Here is a 17,215-nt window from a genome sequence, read left to right as displayed (position 1 = left end):
ATGAAAAAGAAGATACTTATTATTGATGATGAAGAGCATATCAGGGCGCACTACACTGCATTGCTTACAGAGAAGGGCTTCGAGGTTAGTTCCGCTGTAGACGGCACAAGCGGTGTCGCAACTTTTAAAGAAGGCGAGTTTGATCTTGTGCTTCTGGATGTCAACATGCCTGATAAATCAGGGCTTGAGGTTTTGAAAGAGATAAAATTTATCAAGGATACTCAGGTTGTGTTTCTGCTGACAGCCTTTGACGAATATAAGCGTAATTTCGCTTCTCTTTATGCCGAAGAATACTTTACAAAAGATAAGAAGATAGACATTCTTCTCCGCAGGATAGCAGAGCATCTGGAAGAAGAGTAAGCTCTGTAGACCGGTACTTGCTACGGTTTGCGGTTCAGCTGTTTTTCAGCTTACCGTTGATTTTGTATAGTTCCGCCAGAAGATAGGCTACGACTTTATAAAGCTCTTCAGGAATTTCCTCATAAAGGTCAAGTGTTGAAAGAGCTTCGACCAGGTCTTTGTCCTCAGTAATGTGGACGTCGTGTTCTTTTGCCTTGGCGATAATTTTATCCGCTATCAACCCTTGCCCTTTGGCAACCAGCTTAGGAACTTTATCAATATCCTTATCGTATCTTATAGCCGCAGCTTTCTTTCGGGTAAATTTCAAAGTGACCTCACGACAGAGGCAAATCTATAGAAGCCCCATCATCTGAAAGCTCTTTTCGTATGCCTGCTTAATACTATCTATCGTCCCTTTTTCAAGATGCTTAAAGGATAGTGCACCGCCTGAGTGCATTGTGAATACATTGTTGACGAGCATGGCGGCTTTAAAGAGTTCCTCTGCTTTCTTGTCACCTGTGGTCAGAAGGGTATGTGGTGACAGCTCCGCAGGGGATTCTTTAAGAAAGTGCAGACAGAAGTATGAGCCGTAGCCTGTAACCACTGCCGGTGTTTTAAAAAGATGGGATTTTTCAGAAAGATATGTGCGCATCCCTTCACCAGCTTTGTTCAACTCTGCATAATCCATCCCTTTCAAAGCATTCAGGGTCTCAATGCCGACAGCCATGGTCAGAGGGTTTGCTGAATATGTTCCCCCGCCTGTGAAGAGTCTTTGTGTTGTGATGGTATTCATGACGTCTCTACGTCCACCGTAAGCACCGATATGCATGCCTCCTGCCGTTGCTTTGCCGAAAGTAAAAAGATCGGGGCAGACGCCAAGCAGGGGCCATATGGAGCCGTATCTGAAACGGAAACCTGTGACAACTTCATCAAAGATGAGAAGAGTACCCGTAGAGTCGCAGTAATCACGCAGTGAGGCAAGATATTCGCCTGTTGCGAGCACTCCGCCTCCGGCTCCCAGCATGGGCTCAATGATAATAGCGGCGATTTCGCCCTTGTATTCATTGAGTGTTTGCATTGTTATTTCAGGGTTGTTGTATGGAACGGATACGGTTTTCAGCCCTTCAGGGGCATTTTTACGTTTTACGAAAGGCGGAACTACACCGTTTGAGAGAACAGAATTGCCCCCATGCCAGCCGCCCTCTGCTTTTACAATCACGTCTCTTCCTGTGAATGCTCTTGCTACTCGTGTTACATACATAGTGGCTTCTGTACCGGACGTGCAGAAACGCATCTGTTCAAGTTCCGGTACTGCTCCCTGCATAAGTTCGGCAAATTCTATCTGCATAGTATTCAGTGTGCCGTGATGCATTCCCGACTGGAGCCCCCTTGCTGCTCCTTTAAGCTGTGAAGGGTTGCCGTGCCCCAGAAGCAGGGCGTAGTGTCCCATCCAGAGGTCGAGGATTTTGTTGCCGTCTGTGTCGTACATATAGATGTCTTCGCACTTTTCAGTGACAACAGGGAATGGCGGGTAGTTTCGTATGTCATGGCAGACACCATTAGGAAAAAAGTTTTTTGATTTCTCAAAAAGCAGTTTTGAAGAAATAAATTTCTGTTCGTACTGCTGTAGGATATCATTCACAGTTTTTGTCCCTCAGCATTTTTGAAAGTTCCATAGCGTTTTTCGGTGCATATCCCTGTGCAGAGTTGCAGAAGGAAATGAAAACATTATCAGAGATTGCGCTCATAGCGCTTGCATCTTTTATTATTCGTTTGAGCTCGCGTTCGGTATAGTCATATTCCAGGTTTCTTGTTTCATGTGATGTCCATTTAGGACTGTTTCCGTAAAGGCGGAAATAAGCGTTGCGCTCGAATGCCTGCACGAAATAAGGAGCAAGACCGCTTCCCTGAGGGTAATCGCAGACAACGATGCCGACACCAAGTTTCTTGAGCTCTTCAATATATTTTTCTTTATACCAGCCGCGGTTTGCAAGTTCCACAAAGAATGGCTTGTCAGAAAATCTGTCACGGAGAGCGGCTATGTGGTCAAGGTTCGCACGGGAAGGCGTGAAGCCGAAAAAGAAATCAGCGAAGTAAGCCTTTACTCTTTGGTATATAGGGTCGAGACCATTTTTGAATCTGCTGGCATCAAATATCGAAGAGGGGTTCTTAAGAAATCTTTTCGGGAGCCGGACAGAAAACATGAGGTCATCCGCAGAGTTTTCTGCTATATTTGTAGTGATCTCTTCTGTAGGGTCTGCGTAGAAAGTGAATGTGAGCTCAAGGAACTTCAGCCCTTTTTCTTTGCTGTAGTGACCGAGCATCTCTTCGTTTCTGGTGAACTTAGGGTAGAAAGGACCTGTCCAGTCATCAAATTTGTAACCGGCAGTCCCTATATGAAAAGGTGTGTTGTCAAAAAGTATCATTATCTGTATCCTTAATTTTGTGCAGATTTTGCAGTGTTTATCAATATATTAAATTTAATAAGCTGAAATTAGCAGGAGCGCAAGCAGTAACTTGCAAAATAAATATAAAAATGCTATTGACTTGTTGGAAGTCTTTTGATAGATTTCGTGATTCGTAAAGTAAGGCTATGCGCTCATAGCTCAGCTGGATAGAGCAACGGACTTCTAATCCGTAGGTCGGAGGTTCGAATCCTCCTGAGCGCGTTAGATGAAGAATGTGGTGGATGTAGCTCAGTTGGTAGAGCCCTGGATTGTGATTCCAGTTGTCGCGGGTTCAATCCCCGTCATTCACCCTTTTCTTTTTGCTTTGCGAGTGTGGCGGAACTGGTAGACGCGCTAGACTTAGGATCTAGTGTCTTAACGACGTGGGGGTTCAAGTCCCTTCACTCGCATCCAAAAGCCCTTTCAAAAGATAGTCAAGCGGGTGTAGCTCAGCTGGTAGAGCGCGACCTTGCCAAGGTTGAGGTCGCCGGTTCGAGTCCGGTCACCCGCTTTTCCATACATCAAGGAGAAAAATACAATGAAAGTTACTGTAGCAGATGGGGAGAAATCTCAAAAAATACTCAGCGTTGAAATACCCGCAGATACTTATAAAGGCGTTTTCGATGCAGAGCTTGCAAAAGTTTCGAAAAATATAAAAATCCAGGGCTTCAGAGAAGGCAAAGCACCCAAAGAGATGGTTCTTAAAGAGAAAGGGCACGCTGTTCGTGTTCAGGCTCTTGAGCTTGTTGTTAACGACTCCGTTAAAACAGCTATCGAAGAGAACGACATCAGAGCTATGGGGCAGCCTGAAGTTAAAGATGTTAAATTCGAAGATGACGATACTCCAATAACTTTTAATGTACACGTAGATGTATTTCCTACTTTTGAAATAACAAAATATAAAGGCTTTGAGTTTACCAAAGAGATGAACGAAGTGGCAGAAGAAGACCTCGATGCTGTACTGCAGAATCTTCGTGAACGTCAGGCGGCATTTGAACCTGTTGAAGGTGACGATGCAGTGATTGCGATGGGCGATCAGGCTGTTATGGACTTCGAAGGTTCTATGAACGGCGAAGTTATTCCTAACGCCACTGCTAAGGATTTTGCACTTGAAATCGGTTCCGGTCAGTTTGTCCCCGGTTTCGAAGAGCAATGTGTAGGTATTAAAAAAGGCGAAAAGAAAGATATAGTCGTAACATTCCCTGAAAATTATCAGGAACCTTCTATGGCTGGTCAGCCGGTAACTTTCGCCATCACTATAAACGAAATCAAAAGAAAAGCGATACCTGAGCTTGATGATGAATTTGCAAAAGATGTTGATGAAAAATATGAAACTCTTGCGCAGCTCAAAGAAGATATCAAAAAAGACCTTGAGCTTGAAGCCGAAGAGATGGCTAAAGATGCAGTTTATAACAGCATGCTCGATAAATTTATGGAAGAGAACCCATTTGATATCCCGACTGTCATGGTTAGAGAGCAGGCAATGAGACTTGTAGAACAACAGCTTCGCCAGTATGCTATGTACGGCATAGACCCTGCACAAATGGGCATCGACAAAAACGCACTCGCTGAGCAGAATTTCCCTGTTGCTGAAAAACAGGTTAAAAGTGCTCTTATTATAAATGAAATCGGTGAGATCGAAAAGATCAATCCGACAGAAGAAGATACTGAAAAATCTCTGGACGAATATGCAGAGAGATATGGCAAAACAAAAGATGAGCTGAAGAAAGAGCTGGATCAGTACGGCGGTATGCAGTCATTCCAGAATACTGTGTTTACAAACATGGTTTACGATCTTCTCCTCAAAGAGAACAAAGTCGAAGACAAAATAATAACTAAAGCCGAAAGAGATGCCAAAGTGGCAGAGGCTGCTAAAGAGGCCGGCAAGGAAGCGTAATATGAGCTACTACGTACCGTACGTTATCGAGCAGACAGGCAGAGGCGAAAGGTCATATGATATATATTCCCGTCTTCTGAAAGACAGGATAATCTTTTTAGGCTCACAGGTTGAGAGCGGAATAGCAAACTCTATTGTTGCGCAGATGCTCTTTCTGGAGTCAGATGACCCCGACAAAGATATACATCTTTATATCAATTCTCCCGGTGGTTCTGTAAGTGACGGGCTTGCAATTTTCGATACTATGAAATACATCAAGCCGGATGTTTCTACTATATGTATCGGTCAGGCTGCCAGTATGGCCGCTGTTCTCCTTGCTGCCGGTACTAAAGGTAAAAGATATGCTGTACCGAATGCCAGAGTTATGATCCATCAGGTGATGGGTGGTGCTCAGGGGCAGGCTGCGGATATAGAAATTCAGGCAAAAGAAATTCTCCGCATTAAAAAAATATTAAACGACATACTCACTGATGCCACAGGAAAAAGCTATGAGAAGATAGAGAAGGATTCCGACAGGGATTACTTTATGTCTGCTCCTGAAGCTAAAGCATACGGCATTATAGACGATGTAATCACCAATAGAGCTTGAAAATTCTTAACATAATAATATTTTGTTGAGAGTATTCATTTTCAGTTGCCCGAGGTGAAAATATATGGCTAAAGGAAAAAAAGAGACGCTCTCCTGTTCTTTCTGCGGAAAGAGTCAGGACGAGGTAAAAAAACTTATCGCAGGACCAAACGTATTCATCTGTAATGAATGTATTGAACTCTGCAATGAAATACTTAAAGAAGACATTGAAGAACTTTCCGGTGAAGAGCAGGTATTTAATCTGCTGACACCTGCAGAAATAAAAGCGAAGCTTGACGAATACGTAATTGGTCAGCAAGCAGCTAAAAAGATACTTTCCGTTGCTGTACACAACCATTATAAACGTGTGCTCCACGGGAAAAAATCAGAAGTCGAACTCGAAAAGAGCAACATTCTTCTGCTTGGGCCAACTGGAACAGGTAAGACCCTTTTAGCCAGAACTCTCGCTAGAATTCTTAATGTGCCATTTGCCATAGCAGATGCAACAACACTCACAGAGGCAGGATATGTCGGTGAAGATGTTGAAAATGTTGTACTGAAGCTTCTTCAGAATGCGGATTATGATGTTGAACGTACCCAGAAAGGGATTATCTTTATCGATGAAATAGATAAGATCTCCAAACGCGGGGACTCTCCGTCTATCACACGTGATGTTTCCGGTGAAGGTGTTCAGCAGGCTCTGCTTAAGATCATCGAGGGTACCATTGCTAACGTTCCGCCGCAGGGTGGTCGTAAACATCCTCAGCAGGACTATATACAGGTTGATACATCAAATATCCTGTTTATTGTCGGCGGCGCTTTTGACTATCTGGATGAAGTGATCAAAAAGCGCGTCGGGAAGAAATCGCTTGGGTTTTCAAGTGCAACCGAAGAAGAGACTAAGAGCGAACTGAACAGGTTTGAACTTCTTTGTGAACTTCAGCCTACCGACCTCGTTAAATACGGTCTTATCCCTGAGTTTGTTGGTCGTCTCCCCGTTGCTGCGGCATTGGAAGATCTCGACGAGGAAGCTCTTGTACGCATACTTCAGGAACCTAAGAACAGTCTTCTCAGGCAGTATGAGCAGATGTTTAAATTTGATGATGTTAAACTCACATTTACTAACAGCGCTCTGAAATCTGTTGCTAAAAAGGCTCTCAACCGTAAAACAGGTGCAAGGGGTCTGCGCTCCATACTTGAAGAATCCATGATGGATGTTATGTACTCTATCCCTTCTGAAGAGGGGATCAAAGAGTGTATTATCAACGAGGATGTTGTCAACGAAGGCGCAAAACCCATACTTATGTATGAGAATAAAAAGGAAACTGCATAGTATCCTAGTCTGCCGCTTATTCGGCAGGTTGATATATATAAGGGGGGCTTAGGCTCCCCTTTTTTTTTGACCATTGAGAGAATGCTTCAGCTTGACTCTTAACGGGGAAAAAGACGGATAAAATGAGCCGCAGGTGATTGGCACACAGAAGGTATGCGCAGTCCTATCTTAAGAAGCATTGCGTTAAGATACATTATGATAAGCAGTGAGGTGTTACCTTGCCTCTTTTGATTAAATTGATTATATTATAGATCTTAAAGGTGAAAATATGGATAGAATTGAACAATATACACTGATACCCCTACGGGATATGGTCATCTTCCCGTATATGATTTCCCCTGTTTTTGTGGGTAGAGACAAATCTGTGAATGCTGTTGATATTGCTGAAAGCTCAACAAAGCATATCTTTTTTGCACTTCAAAAGGATGATGAATTAGATGAACCGGAGATGGATGACCTTTATTCCACAGGTGTGGTGGCGAAACTGCTTCAGGTGCTCAAGCTTCCGGACGGTACAGTTAAGCTGCTTGTGGAAGGTGTCGACAGAGCAAGACTACTTAGCGTTGCAGACGAAGGGGACTGCCTGTTTGCCAATGTGAGTATCTTAGAGGATGAGGAAGTTGACGCAGCGGAAGAGCCGGCACTTTATAAAATGCTAGCTGAAAGCTTTAATACCTATGCAGAAGTTTCGAAGAAAATTAATGATAATATATTACAGTCTATTGCAGAGATAGACGAAACAGACAGGCTCGCCTATTCTATTGCTGCAAACATGCCTATGCGCAACGAAGAGCATCAGGCAGTTCTCGAGATGGACGATTCCACCGCACGGGTTGAAAAGATAATTGAACTTGTGCAGACATACATTGAGCTGACAAAGATGGATTCACGGATAAGGCAAAAGGTTAAAAATCAGATGTCTAAAGCTCAGAAGGAATACTATCTGGGAGAGCAGGTTAAGGCGATTAACGAAGAGCTCGGTAAAGACGATGATTTCAAAGCTGATATGGACGAGATCGAAGAGAAGATCAACAGTTCCAATCTGTCTGATACGGTTAAAGAACGTGCTGAGCGTGAGTATAAAAAACTGAAGCTCATGTCTCCGATGTCTGCCGAGGCGACAGTTGTCCGTAACTATCTCGACTGGCTGCTCAGTATGCCCTGGGGTGTTTTTACTGATGACGATCTGGAGCTTGAAAACGCTGAAAAGATATTGAACCGCGACCACTTTGGTCTGGAAAAACCTAAAGAACGTATTCTCGAATTTCTCGCAGTCAAAAAGATTGCTGAAAATATAAAAGGTCCGATCATCTGTTTTACAGGACCTCCGGGGGTTGGTAAGACCTCACTAGCAAAATCTATAGCAGAAGCTATGAATAGGAAGTTCGTGCGTATGTCGCTGGGCGGGATGCGTGACGAGGCAGAGATCAGAGGGCACAGAAAGACATATATCGGTTCTATGCCGGGTAAGATCCTACAATCGCTTAAAAAAGCCGGAAGCTCAAACCCGGTATTTTTGCTTGATGAGATAGATAAGCTAGGTGCTGATTTCAGAGGTGATCCCTCATCTGCACTGCTTGAGGTACTCGACCCTGAGCAGAACAACACTTTTATGGATCACTATCTGGAACTTGAGTACGATCTTTCAAAAGTATTTTTCATCACCACTGCGAATAATGTACACAACATTCCTCAGCCACTGCTGGACAGGATGGAAGTTATTCATGTAAGCGGTTATACAGAAAGAGAGAAGCTTGAAATAGCTAAGATGTTTCTGGTGCCTAAGATGATTAAAGAACATAATGTGCAGGAACGTGTAAACATTGCAGATACTGCAATACTGGACATCATACGGGGCTATACTAAAGAAGCTGGGGTGAGAAACCTTGAAAGAGAGATCGCCTCTGTTGTGCGCAAATGTGTTAAGAAACTTGTCCAGAAGCCAGACCAGAAAAGTGTACGAGTTAATAAGGCAACGATAGAGAAGTTCTTGGGTATTCCTAAATTCAGGCAGGAGGATATCCCTAATGTTGTGGAGATTGGTGTTGCAACCGGTCTCGCATGGACTCCCTACGGTGGGGATATACTTCAGATAGAGGTTGCCGTTTCTAAAGGGAAAGGCTCAATGCAGATAACCGGCAAGCTTGGCGACGTGATGCAGGAGTCTGTAAAAACAGCATTTACTGTTGTGAAGAGTCATGCTTCAAAATTTAAAATACCTGCTGCCAGATTTTCTGAAACAGATATCCATGTACATGTGCCGGAAGGTGCTGTACCGAAAGACGGCCCGAGCGCAGGGATAACACTCGCCACAGCTATAATGTCGGCTCTCTCAGGCAGACAGGTGAAGTGCGATATTGCAATGACAGGAGAAATAACTCTTCGTGGACGTGTGCTCGCTATCGGAGGGATAAAAGAAAAGGTGTTGGCTGCCCACAGAGCAGGCGTGAAGGAGGTTATACTCCCGAAGGCAAATGATAAGGACTTGACAGAAATACCCGCTGATGTTAGAAATATAGTTCGGTTTCACCTCGTTGAGAATATCGAAGAGGTCTTTGAAATCGTAATAATTTAAATACCAAGAAAGGATGTGATTACTGTGGCTATAAACGCAGTAGTACGTGTTGACGGAGATAACGTTGACTACGCTCTTAAACTTCTCAAAAAGAAGATCGAGCGCGAAGGTCTCATCAGAGAGATCAAAAAGTATACCTACTACGAGAAACCAACTGAGGTTCGTCGTAAAAAGCTTCTTAAGGCTCGCAGAAAGCAACAGAAGCTTCAGCGTAAAATCGCTGAAAAGTACAAATACTATTAGGCGGTTCGCCTGAACGACGGCTGCTTATGGTGAACGGACGTATCCGTTTGCTTAATTTGTACTTCACACCGGAAGGTGTATCTAAAATGAGTATAATCGCTTGGATAAGCGGTTGTCTTTTATATGAACCGGCAGAGCGAGGTCTTTGTCGGTTTTTTTATTGCCAGTTGAAACCAAATAAATGATTAGTGTCTTTTATGAAATATTATATGCAAGGGAATTTGTGTATCTGGTGAGTGAGCTGATATGAGAAAGAGTAATGAGCAGATATTAGAGCCTGTCATCTTAACTGTGTAAAGTCGTAATTCTGTCTTCATAGTTGATATACAGCTGTGAGTATATTACACCCCAATCCCTGATTGGCATAGTCCATTTCTTTTCGATACCTAAAATAGCTAAATATAAGAGCTTTACAAGGGAGTCTTCCGTCGGGAAGGCTCCCTTTCCTTTAGTCGATTTCCTGATGGCAGAATGGAAGCTCTCAACCGGATTCGTGGTATAAATCAGTTTCCTGAGCTCCTTGGAATATTTGAAATACGTAGAAAGCTCAGTCCAGTTGTTCCGCCATGATTTCGAGATGTTAGGATATTTGCTGTCCCACTTCTCAGCAAAGGCATCCAGCTCAGCTCTGGCTTGTTCCTCGGTCGCTGCGGCATAGATTTTCTTGAGGTCAGCAGCCACAGTCTTACGCTCCTTCCAGGGCACAAAGCGGAGAGAGTTGCGTATCTGATGGACTACGCATTTCTGAATCTCAGACTGTGGAAAAGCGGCTGTTATAGCTTCTGAGATGCCCTTGAGGTTGTCTACGGCAAAGATAAGAATATCCTGTACTCCACGGTTCTTTAGCTCGTTCATAACTGTCAGCCAGTATTTAGCGGATTCTGTCTCGGCAAGATATAGCCCCAGACAGGATTTATGACCTTCCATGCTGATGCCGATCACAAAGTAGATAGTGACGTTGCGAACAGCTCCGTCCACACGCATCTTTAAAACCATGCCGTCCATAAAGACGATGGCGTATATCTCTTCCAAGGCTCTGTTCTGCCATTCTTTAGCCTGTGGGAGAATCTTGTCTGTAATAACGCTGACTGTCTCCGGCGATAGCTCATGACCGTAGATATCAAAGATGTGCTCTTTGATGTCACGGTTACTCATACCCTTGGCATACATGGAAATTACTTTAGCTTCAATGCCTGATATATCTGTCTGGCGTTTCTTGACTATTTCAGGCGAAAAGGTTGATAGGCGATCACGGGGTACTTCGAGTTCCATTTCGCCCATTTGTGATTGTACTTTCTTGGAAGAACGACCGTTACGGCTGTTGCCGTCACTTACGTTCGGTTCATGTTTCTTATAGCCTAAATGGGCTTCAAGCTCACCTTCGTAGAGCGTTTCTATGACTTCTTTCATCATGTCACGCATAAACACCTGAAGGTCTTCTGTGGTTTTTACATCGCTTTCAGCAAGCAGTTCTTTCAGTTTGTCCTTGTCTAATTTCATCATAAACCTCGCATGTTAGTTTAACACATACGACGTTTACACACTTTTATTTACACGCTCAGATATTACAATAACACCTGAGAACACAGGTTAGCTGCGCCCTCAGATGTAGTAGTTTTGTTTTTGTTAAGCGTTTGTTTCTTCTGTGTCGTTTCCGTCTTCTGCCTGTCCGTGACATTTTTTATACTTCTTGCCGCTTCCGCATGGGCAAGGGTCGTTTCTTCCGACTTTCGGATAATCTCGGGTGATCGGCTTTTTCTTCTGTTCTTTCTTCTCTTCGGCAAAGATATCTTTATGCTCTTCCGTTGTTTGCAGTTTTTCACGCTGCTGAGCCGCCTGAACATCTGATTCTGCCTGAACCTGAACATGGAAGAGGAACTTTACAACTTCATAGTTAATTTTATTCATCATCTCAACAAAGAGATTAAAAGCTTCTCTCTTATACTCGTTGAGAGGGTCTTTCTGTCCGTATCCCCGGAGTCCCACAGAGTCCCTGAGATAATCCATCTGGAGCAGGTTTTCTTTCCACCTATTGTCCAGAATGTTAATATATAGGAATCTGATTACCTCTTCGAAATACCCGCCGAACTGATCTCGCCTCTCTTCAACTCTGTCTTCGATGAGTTTGTCCAGCTGGTTGAGGTCTCTCTGCATCTCTTTTCTGTCTTCGGAAAATCTGAAGCTGATGCCGAATGTCTCTTCTATATCTTTTTCGAATTCGTCAAAATCTGGCTTATCGGTGGCGTTAACGTATACTTCAACCATGTTGTTCAGAACGTTATCAATGGTTTCTGTAATGATGGCATCAGTTGCCTCGCCTGTTATGATATCTTTTCTGAGAGAGTAGATAACGTTACGCTGCTGGTTCATAACATTGTCGTAATCAAGCAGATGCTTTCTAATCTCAAAGTGGAAGCCCTCGACTTTCTTCTGGGCTCCTTCGATAGATTTGCTGATGATGGGATGCTCTATCGACTCCCCTTCTTTCATGCCCAGCTTTTCCATAATGGAGGATATCTTTTCTGAGCCGAAGATACGCATGAGGTCATCCTCAAGGGAGACGTAGAAACGTGATGAACCGGGGTCACCCTGACGTCCGGCACGTCCACGGAGCTGGTTGTCTATACGCCTTGATTCGTGTCTGTCAGTACCGAGTATATGCAGTCCTCCGAGCTCTTTTACGCCCTCGCCCAGCTTAATATCAGTACCACGTCCAGCCATGTTTGTGGCGATGGTTACGGCGCCTTTCTCTCCGGCATCTTTTATGATCTCTGCCTCACGCTCGTGATTTTTGGCGTTGAGAACTTCATGTTTGATTTTTCTTTTATTCAGCAGGGAGCTTATTATCTCTGTTTTTTCTATGGAGCTGGTACCCACAAGAACCGGTCTCCCCTCTTTGTGCATCTCTTCAATCTCGTCGGCAATTGCGTTCAGCTTTTCTGTGACAGTGCGGAAGATGACGTCGGGATTATCCTTTCTGATCATTTTCATGTGTGTGGGGATAACGGCAACTTCGAGGTTATATATAGAAAGAAATTCGTGTGCTTCTGTAAGTGCGGTACCAGTCATACCGGAGAGCTTTTCATACATACGGAAATAGTTCTGAAAGGTGATGGAGGCGAGGGTCTGGTTTTCGCTTTCGATCTTAACACCCTCTTTTGCCTCAAGAGCCTGGTGCATGCCGTCTGCGTAGCGCCTTCCCGGCTGGAGGCGTCCGGTGAATTCGTCAACAATAATAACTTCTCCGTCTTTTACAACATAATCCACGTCCTTTTTATAAAGAGCGTGTGCTTTTATAGAGTTGTTAAAGTGATGGAGCATATCAACGTACTTGATATCAAAAAGGTTATCAATTTTCATCGCTGCTTCGATTGCGTTGATACCTTCGTCTATAAGCTGTGCGGATTTGTTCTTTTCGTCCAGTTTGTAGTGTTTGTGTGGTTCGAGGTCTTTCACAATACTGTTTACTTCGTAATAATGATCTGTGCCGCTCTCTGTAGGACCGGAAATGATAAGAGGTGTTCTTGCTTCATCGATGAGTATGGAGTCGACTTCATCTACGATTGCATAGTGAAGCGGACGCTGTGCAAGGGGTTCATTCGGTGATTTCATATTGTCACGTAGATAGTCAAAGCCAAATTCGTTGTTTGTACCGTAAGTTATGTCGGCGGCATAGGCTTCGTCTCTGTCGCACTCGACAATCTTTGTGGTTAGTTCCTCTTCGTTGTCCCATTCCACACGGAATGATGCCATGTGCTGGATGATCCCCACTGTAAGACCGAGAAAGAGATAAACAGGAGCCATCCACTGTGCATCCCGCCTTGCGAGGTAGTCGTTTACTGTTACGAGATGCGCGCCCTTTCCGCTGATGCCGTTCAGGTACATTGCAAGTGTCGCCACCAGAGTTTTACCCTCACCGGTTTTCATCTCTGCGATTTTGCCTTTGTGCAGTGCATATGCACCCATCATCTGAACATCGTAATGTCTCATGCCCATGGTGCGGACAGAAGATTCTCTTGCAACCGCAAAAGCCTCCGTCAGTATATCATCTTCTGTCTTCCCGTTTTCAAGAGCTTTACGGAATTCATCCGTTTTTGCTTTCAGCTCTTCGTTAGACAGTTTCTTTATATTTTCTTCCAGAGAGTTTATTTCCTGAACCATCGGCAGCAGCTTTTTGGTATACCTGTCTGCATATGAACCGAAGATCTTTCTTGCGACATTTTTTAACATTTAAAAACTCCGTTGTTGAATAAATTTATCATTAATTGGGATTTACTCATTATAATATGACAGTTGAATCCCGAAAAAGGTCTAATCTTTCCCTTCCGTGTGTGAAATGAGCCAGAATATCAGCCCGAGTACAAGTATAGAAGTCAGTATGAATCCGTGCTGAAACATGTTCCCCTTTTCGTGCTTCAGGGTGATTATAAGCAGGTCTCTGATAAAAGCAATAAGAGCAACACTTATAAAGACCGAGGTTTTGAATTTACCGCCGCCGATTATCTGCACTTCTGTATGGAGCAGTTCCACCAGCACCCATATGATAAGCAGCGACCCCAGAGCAGTTATAAGCATGGTTTCGGCATGTCCGGACAGCAGATGTATTACATCCTGTGCAAAAATATAGACTGACATAATCGTAAGCCCCATGAGGACAAGTACGAGTATGGAGTGCATGACCAGTGAAAAACGTTCGGAAAAGTCCACAATCGTCTTTCGCCAGCTGAAAACAGAGCTGTATTTGCTTACTGTTTTGTCGTAATAAGCTCCCAGCATAATCTCGCTGTTGATATCAAGAAGCTTATGCAGTGAAAGGAGAATGCCTTTGCGCCTGTAGTCGTCATCTATAGTCTGGAAAACTTTTTCATGCATCCAGAGCCTAGCGAAGCTTATCATCGCAGGTATAAAATCAGGATCAAAGTTATATTTAAACAGCCCTGCGCCCTGCTTATAGAGGAAGTTATAGTAAGGATTCGCTGTGCACCCCTGAAAAAGGCAGTTATACCATTTTTCCATCTTGTCACTGTTCGCTTCCAAAGCTGCAATCTGTTCACCGGTAAGATGAAACTTGCTTTTCGCCGCATCTAAATAGTCATCCAGAAACTCCTGTCTGTATTTCTCCATATTCGGCTGGATATAAAGAAGGTTTTCGATGTCTTTCTCTGAAAGGTCATAGTGCTTCTGAAGACTTTTGTGGTATCTCATCACAGCTCCGGTGTATCTGGCGTACTTCTGCATGGTAAGCCGTTACAGGGAATAGATATTTATTTCTTGCTATGTTAGGATAAAATAAGTAGAAAATAAAGTAAAATAAAAGTCCGAGGTGCATGCTGTGGAGCGTAAAGCAACAATTGAGCGTAAAACGACCGAAACAGACGTCAGCATTACTCTGAATGTCGATGGCAAAGGGAAATACTCCGTTGAAACGGGAGTGGGGTTTCTGAACCACATGCTGGAGCTTTTTTCACGCCATGGTTCATTTGACCTTACTGTTAATGCGAACGGAGATACTCATATCGACGCTCACCACACAGCAGAGGATATAGGTATTGTCCTGGGGGAAGCTTTTGTAAAGGCTCTCGGGGACAAACGTGGAATAGCCAGATACGGATTTTTCCTTCTGCCTATGGACGAGACACTCATTGAATGTGCTGTGGACTTTTCAGGCAGAACATATCTTAATTTTGATGCGCCTATTCCTGCTGAAAAAGTCGGAGACTTTGACACTGAGCTTGTTGAAGAATTTTTCAAAGCTTTTGCTGATCGTGCAGGCATCAATCTGCACATCATAAAGCGGTACGGCAGGAATACACACCACATCATAGAGGGTATTTTTAAGTGTGTTGCACGTGCCATAAAAACAGCGGTTAAAATCGAATCAGACCAGATCCCGTCAACAAAAGGTTCTCTTGCCTGACGGGTTCTTTGAATTAAGGAGTTTACAGTGATTTCAGTGATAGATTATGAAGTCGGGAACCTGAGAAGTGTGGAGAAAGCTTTGCAGTCCCTCGGCTATGATGCAAAGATAACCTCAGATCCTGAAGATATCAGAAAGTCAGACAGAGTCATACTCCCCGGTGTGGGGGCATTCGGCGACTGCCGGAGAGAACTCAAAGAGAGTGGGCTTGAAGAGTCTGTTGTGGAATTCGTCGCCACAGGCAGGCCTGTTCTGGGTATCTGTGTCGGTATGCAGATGCTTTTCGAAAAGGATTACGAATTCGGCGAACATGACGGTTTCGGCTATTTCAAAGGTTCAGTCAGAAAATTTCCTGATGAGATTGTGAAGCAGGGGATGAAGATACCTCAGATCGGCTGGAATCAGGTTATTAAAAAGTTTGAACATCCTCTTCTGGAAGGTATCAATACAGGGGATTACTTCTATTTCGTACACTCATACAGAGCCATGTCTGAAAACCCTGACGCAGAGGCTCTTACATGCGTTTACGGTGAAGAGTTCACTGCGATGGTTATCAAAGGAAATATTGCCGCTACTCAGTTTCATCCGGAGAAAAGCCAGAAACTGGGGCTGCATCTGCTGAACAATTTCGCTGTATGGAATGTCTAAGAACTGACTGAAATATAATCCCGCCTTAATGATGCGGATACTACGGAGTTTTGAATATGCTTATTATACCTGCGATCGACCTGCTGGGGGGGAAAGCTGTACGCCTCAGACAGGGAGATATGGACGACTATACTGTTTATTACGATAATCCTCTTGACGCTGCAAAGAAATTTGCTGACATGGGCGTTAAAAGGCTGCACATCGTTGACCTTGACGGAGCCAGAGACGGAGAAACAACTAACTTTGACCTTATCGAACAGATAGTCTCCAAAGCGGGAATGGATGTTGAAGTTGGCGGCGGTCTGCGTAAGCTTGTGCGTGTTGAAGGATACTTTAATATAGGTGTCAAATACTGCATTCTCGGCACTGCTGTTGTGAAAGATCCTGATTTTGTTATGGCTGCCATGAAGAAATATCCACATCAGATCATTCTCGGAATAGATGCGAAAGACGGCTGCGTTGCAACAGAGGGCTGGTACGAAAAGAGTGAGCTCACAGCAGCGGAAGTTATTAAAAGCTACGAAGGCTACTGCGCTGAAAGTGTTATCTATACCGACATTATGCGTGACGGGATGCTTTCCGGAATAAATATTGAAGCTACACTCAGTCTGGCAGAAGAGATACAGTACCCTGTGATAGCGTCAGGCGGACTGAAAGGTATAGAAGACATAGAGGCTTTGAGCGGAAAGAAAAATATACTCGGTGCGATAACAGGCAAGGCTTTCTACGAAGGCAGAATTGACCTTGAAGAAGCACTAAGGCTTCAGGGGTAAACAGATGCACAAATTATACATGGTGGTTGCTCTCGGTTTCGGTTCGGGGTGCGCTCCTTTTGCCCCGGGGACATTTGGCACTCTCGCTGCTGTCGTTCCCGTTCTGCTGACAGCTGGTTCCCCGTATTACGTTAAAGCGATAGTCTTTTTCATTATGCTCCTGCTCGGCACAATGTCTGCGCAATATCACGGTGAACATACTGGAGAAAAAGATGCTTCAGAGGTTGTTATCGACGAAATAGCCGCATTTTATATGATATTTCTTGTGTTCCCGGTGAGTACATTCACGCTGGTTGCAGGGTTTATCCTTTTCAGAATATTTGACATAACCAAACCCTACCCTATCAAAAAATTAGAAAAGATTGATGGCGGTGTCGGTGTCATGGTGGACGACCTTATGGCAGGGTTCTACAGCATAATATGCTTGGGTGTTCTCTATTACGGGTATATAATGCTTTTTGCTCACAGGTAAATT

16 protein-coding genes and 4 tRNA genes are annotated in these 17,215 nt (G+C 43.9%); 14 read left to right on the top strand and 6 right to left on the bottom strand.

Annotated features, from left to right (window positions below; translation table 11 throughout):
• Positions 1-360 carry a response regulator gene (locus tag DACET_RS14185; protein WP_013012050.1) on the top strand — a complete coding sequence of 120 codons (360 nt, stop codon included), beginning with the start codon at positions 1-3 and terminating at the stop codon, positions 358-360.
• Between the two features lie 34 nt (positions 361-394).
• Here DACET_RS14185 and DACET_RS14180 read toward each other — a convergent pair whose 3' ends face one another.
• Genes DACET_RS14180 through DACET_RS14170 form a run of 3 tightly spaced genes read right to left on the bottom strand, consistent with a single transcriptional unit; the run spans position 395 to position 2,765 of the window.
• Positions 395-667, bottom strand: a complete 273-nt coding sequence (locus DACET_RS14180) for an EscU/YscU/HrcU family type III secretion system export apparatus switch protein (protein ID WP_013012049.1) — start codon at positions 665-667, stop codon at positions 395-397.
• Positions 668-691: 24 nt separating this feature from the next.
• On the bottom strand, positions 692-1,981 hold the full coding sequence (locus DACET_RS14175; RefSeq protein ID WP_013012048.1) for an aspartate aminotransferase family protein: 1,290 nt from the start codon (positions 1,979-1,981) through the stop codon (positions 692-694).
• Complete coding sequence (locus DACET_RS14170; RefSeq protein ID WP_013012047.1) at positions 1,974-2,765, bottom strand: DUF72 domain-containing protein; 792 nt, start codon at positions 2,763-2,765, stop codon at positions 1,974-1,976. Before DACET_RS14170 ends, DACET_RS14175 begins: the two co-directional genes overlap by 8 nt.
• Before the next feature lie 169 nt (positions 2,766-2,934).
• Here DACET_RS14170 and DACET_RS14165 point away from each other — a divergent pair.
• From DACET_RS14165 to rpsU, 9 genes are all read left to right on the top strand, one after another.
• Positions 2,935-3,008, top strand: a tRNA-Arg gene (locus DACET_RS14165).
• 16 nt (positions 3,009-3,024) lie between these two features.
• Positions 3,025-3,097, top strand: a tRNA-His gene (locus DACET_RS14160).
• A gap of 16 nt (positions 3,098-3,113) precedes the next feature.
• A tRNA-Leu gene (locus DACET_RS14155) sits at positions 3,114-3,196 on the top strand.
• 28 nt (positions 3,197-3,224) lie between these two features.
• Positions 3,225-3,297 (top strand) — tRNA-Gly (locus DACET_RS14150).
• A gap of 27 nt (positions 3,298-3,324) precedes the next feature.
• Positions 3,325-4,683, top strand: coding sequence for a trigger factor (gene tig, locus DACET_RS14145; RefSeq protein WP_013012046.1), 1,359 nt, complete (start codon positions 3,325-3,327; stop codon positions 4,681-4,683).
• 1 nt (position 4,684) lies between these two features.
• Positions 4,685-5,272 (top strand): ATP-dependent Clp endopeptidase proteolytic subunit ClpP, encoded by a 588-nt coding sequence (clpP, locus tag DACET_RS14140; RefSeq protein WP_013012045.1) that lies wholly within the window; start codon positions 4,685-4,687, stop codon positions 5,270-5,272.
• A 64-nt stretch (positions 5,273-5,336) separates the two neighbouring features.
• Positions 5,337-6,584 (top strand): ATP-dependent Clp protease ATP-binding subunit ClpX, encoded by a 1,248-nt coding sequence (gene clpX, locus DACET_RS14135; protein ID WP_013012044.1) that lies wholly within the window; start codon positions 5,337-5,339, stop codon positions 6,582-6,584.
• A gap of 268 nt (positions 6,585-6,852) precedes the next feature.
• Positions 6,853-9,159, top strand: coding sequence for an endopeptidase La (gene lon / locus DACET_RS14130; RefSeq protein ID WP_013012043.1), 2,307 nt, complete (start codon positions 6,853-6,855; stop codon positions 9,157-9,159).
• 24 nt (positions 9,160-9,183) lie between these two features.
• Positions 9,184-9,402 (top strand): 30S ribosomal protein S21, encoded by a 219-nt coding sequence (gene rpsU / locus DACET_RS14125; RefSeq protein ID WP_013012042.1) that lies wholly within the window; start codon positions 9,184-9,186, stop codon positions 9,400-9,402.
• Between the two features lie 285 nt (positions 9,403-9,687).
• On the opposite strand, the gene DACET_RS14120 is transcribed toward rpsU, so the two are convergent.
• The 3 genes from DACET_RS14120 to DACET_RS14110 all read right to left on the bottom strand — a co-directional run bounded on the left by DACET_RS14120 (position 9,688) and on the right by DACET_RS14110 (position 14,640).
• Positions 9,688-10,902 carry an IS256 family transposase gene (locus DACET_RS14120; protein ID WP_013009968.1) on the bottom strand — a complete coding sequence of 405 codons (1,215 nt, stop codon included), beginning with the start codon at positions 10,900-10,902 and terminating at the stop codon, positions 9,688-9,690.
• Between the two features lie 126 nt (positions 10,903-11,028).
• Positions 11,029-13,632, bottom strand: coding sequence for a preprotein translocase subunit SecA (secA, locus tag DACET_RS14115; protein WP_013012041.1), 2,604 nt, complete (start codon positions 13,630-13,632; stop codon positions 11,029-11,031).
• Positions 13,633-13,713: 81 nt separating this feature from the next.
• Positions 13,714-14,640 carry a phosphate-starvation-inducible PsiE family protein gene (locus DACET_RS14110; protein ID WP_083772431.1) on the bottom strand — a complete coding sequence of 309 codons (927 nt, stop codon included), beginning with the start codon at positions 14,638-14,640 and terminating at the stop codon, positions 13,714-13,716.
• 94 nt (positions 14,641-14,734) lie between these two features.
• Here DACET_RS14110 and hisB point away from each other — a divergent pair, with 94 nt between their 5' ends.
• From hisB to DACET_RS14090, 4 genes are read left to right on the top strand one after another with little or no spacing between them, the layout of a single operon-like run.
• The gene (gene hisB, locus DACET_RS14105) at positions 14,735-15,319 is read left to right on the top strand and encodes an imidazoleglycerol-phosphate dehydratase HisB (RefSeq protein ID WP_013012039.1); all 585 of its coding nucleotides are present in this window, start codon (positions 14,735-14,737) and stop codon (positions 15,317-15,319) included.
• 27 nt (positions 15,320-15,346) lie between these two features.
• Positions 15,347-15,967 (top strand): imidazole glycerol phosphate synthase subunit HisH, encoded by a 621-nt coding sequence (hisH, locus tag DACET_RS14100; RefSeq protein ID WP_013012038.1) that lies wholly within the window; start codon positions 15,347-15,349, stop codon positions 15,965-15,967.
• Between the two features lie 56 nt (positions 15,968-16,023).
• Positions 16,024-16,740, top strand: coding sequence for a 1-(5-phosphoribosyl)-5-[(5-phosphoribosylamino)methylideneamino]imidazole-4-carboxamide isomerase (hisA, locus tag DACET_RS14095; RefSeq protein ID WP_013012037.1), 717 nt, complete (start codon positions 16,024-16,026; stop codon positions 16,738-16,740).
• Positions 16,741-16,744: 4 nt separating this feature from the next.
• A complete protein-coding gene (locus DACET_RS14090; RefSeq protein WP_013012036.1) occupies positions 16,745-17,212 on the top strand; it encodes a phosphatidylglycerophosphatase A family protein in 468 nt (155 codons plus the stop codon).
• The last annotated feature ends 3 nt before the right edge of the window (positions 17,213-17,215 follow it).

The organism is Denitrovibrio acetiphilus DSM 12809 (assembly GCF_000025725.1).
Taxonomy (GTDB): Bacteria; Chrysiogenota; Deferribacteres; order Deferribacterales; family Geovibrionaceae; genus Denitrovibrio; species Denitrovibrio acetiphilus.
Note: the sequence above shows the minus strand (reverse complement) of the source record. Positions and strands in the feature narration are given on the sequence as shown.

Bases quoted from the DNA above. Each gene is read 5' to 3' on its own strand.
- DACET_RS14185 (WP_013012050.1), top strand. From the start codon at position 1: ATGAAAAAGAAGATACTTATTATTGATGATGAAGAGCATATCAGGGCG.
- DACET_RS14170 (WP_013012047.1), bottom strand. From the start codon at position 2,765: ATGATACTTTTTGACAACACACCTTTTCATATAGGGACTGCCGGTTAC.
- tig (WP_013012046.1), top strand. From the start codon at position 3,325: ATGAAAGTTACTGTAGCAGATGGGGAGAAATCTCAAAAAATACTCAGC.
- clpP (WP_013012045.1), top strand. From the start codon at position 4,685: ATGAGCTACTACGTACCGTACGTTATCGAGCAGACAGGCAGAGGCGAA.
- clpX (WP_013012044.1), top strand. From the start codon at position 5,337: ATGGCTAAAGGAAAAAAAGAGACGCTCTCCTGTTCTTTCTGCGGAAAG.
- lon (WP_013012043.1), top strand. From the start codon at position 6,853: ATGGATAGAATTGAACAATATACACTGATACCCCTACGGGATATGGTC.
- DACET_RS14120 (WP_013009968.1), bottom strand. From the start codon at position 10,902: ATGAAATTAGACAAGGACAAACTGAAAGAACTGCTTGCTGAAAGCGAT.
- secA (WP_013012041.1), bottom strand. From the start codon at position 13,632: ATGTTAAAAAATGTCGCAAGAAAGATCTTCGGTTCATATGCAGACAGG.
- DACET_RS14110 (WP_083772431.1), bottom strand. From the start codon at position 14,640: ATGCAGAAGTACGCCAGATACACCGGAGCTGTGATGAGATACCACAAA.
- hisA (WP_013012037.1), top strand. From the start codon at position 16,024: ATGCTTATTATACCTGCGATCGACCTGCTGGGGGGGAAAGCTGTACGC.
- DACET_RS14090 (WP_013012036.1), top strand. From the start codon at position 16,745: ATGCACAAATTATACATGGTGGTTGCTCTCGGTTTCGGTTCGGGGTGC.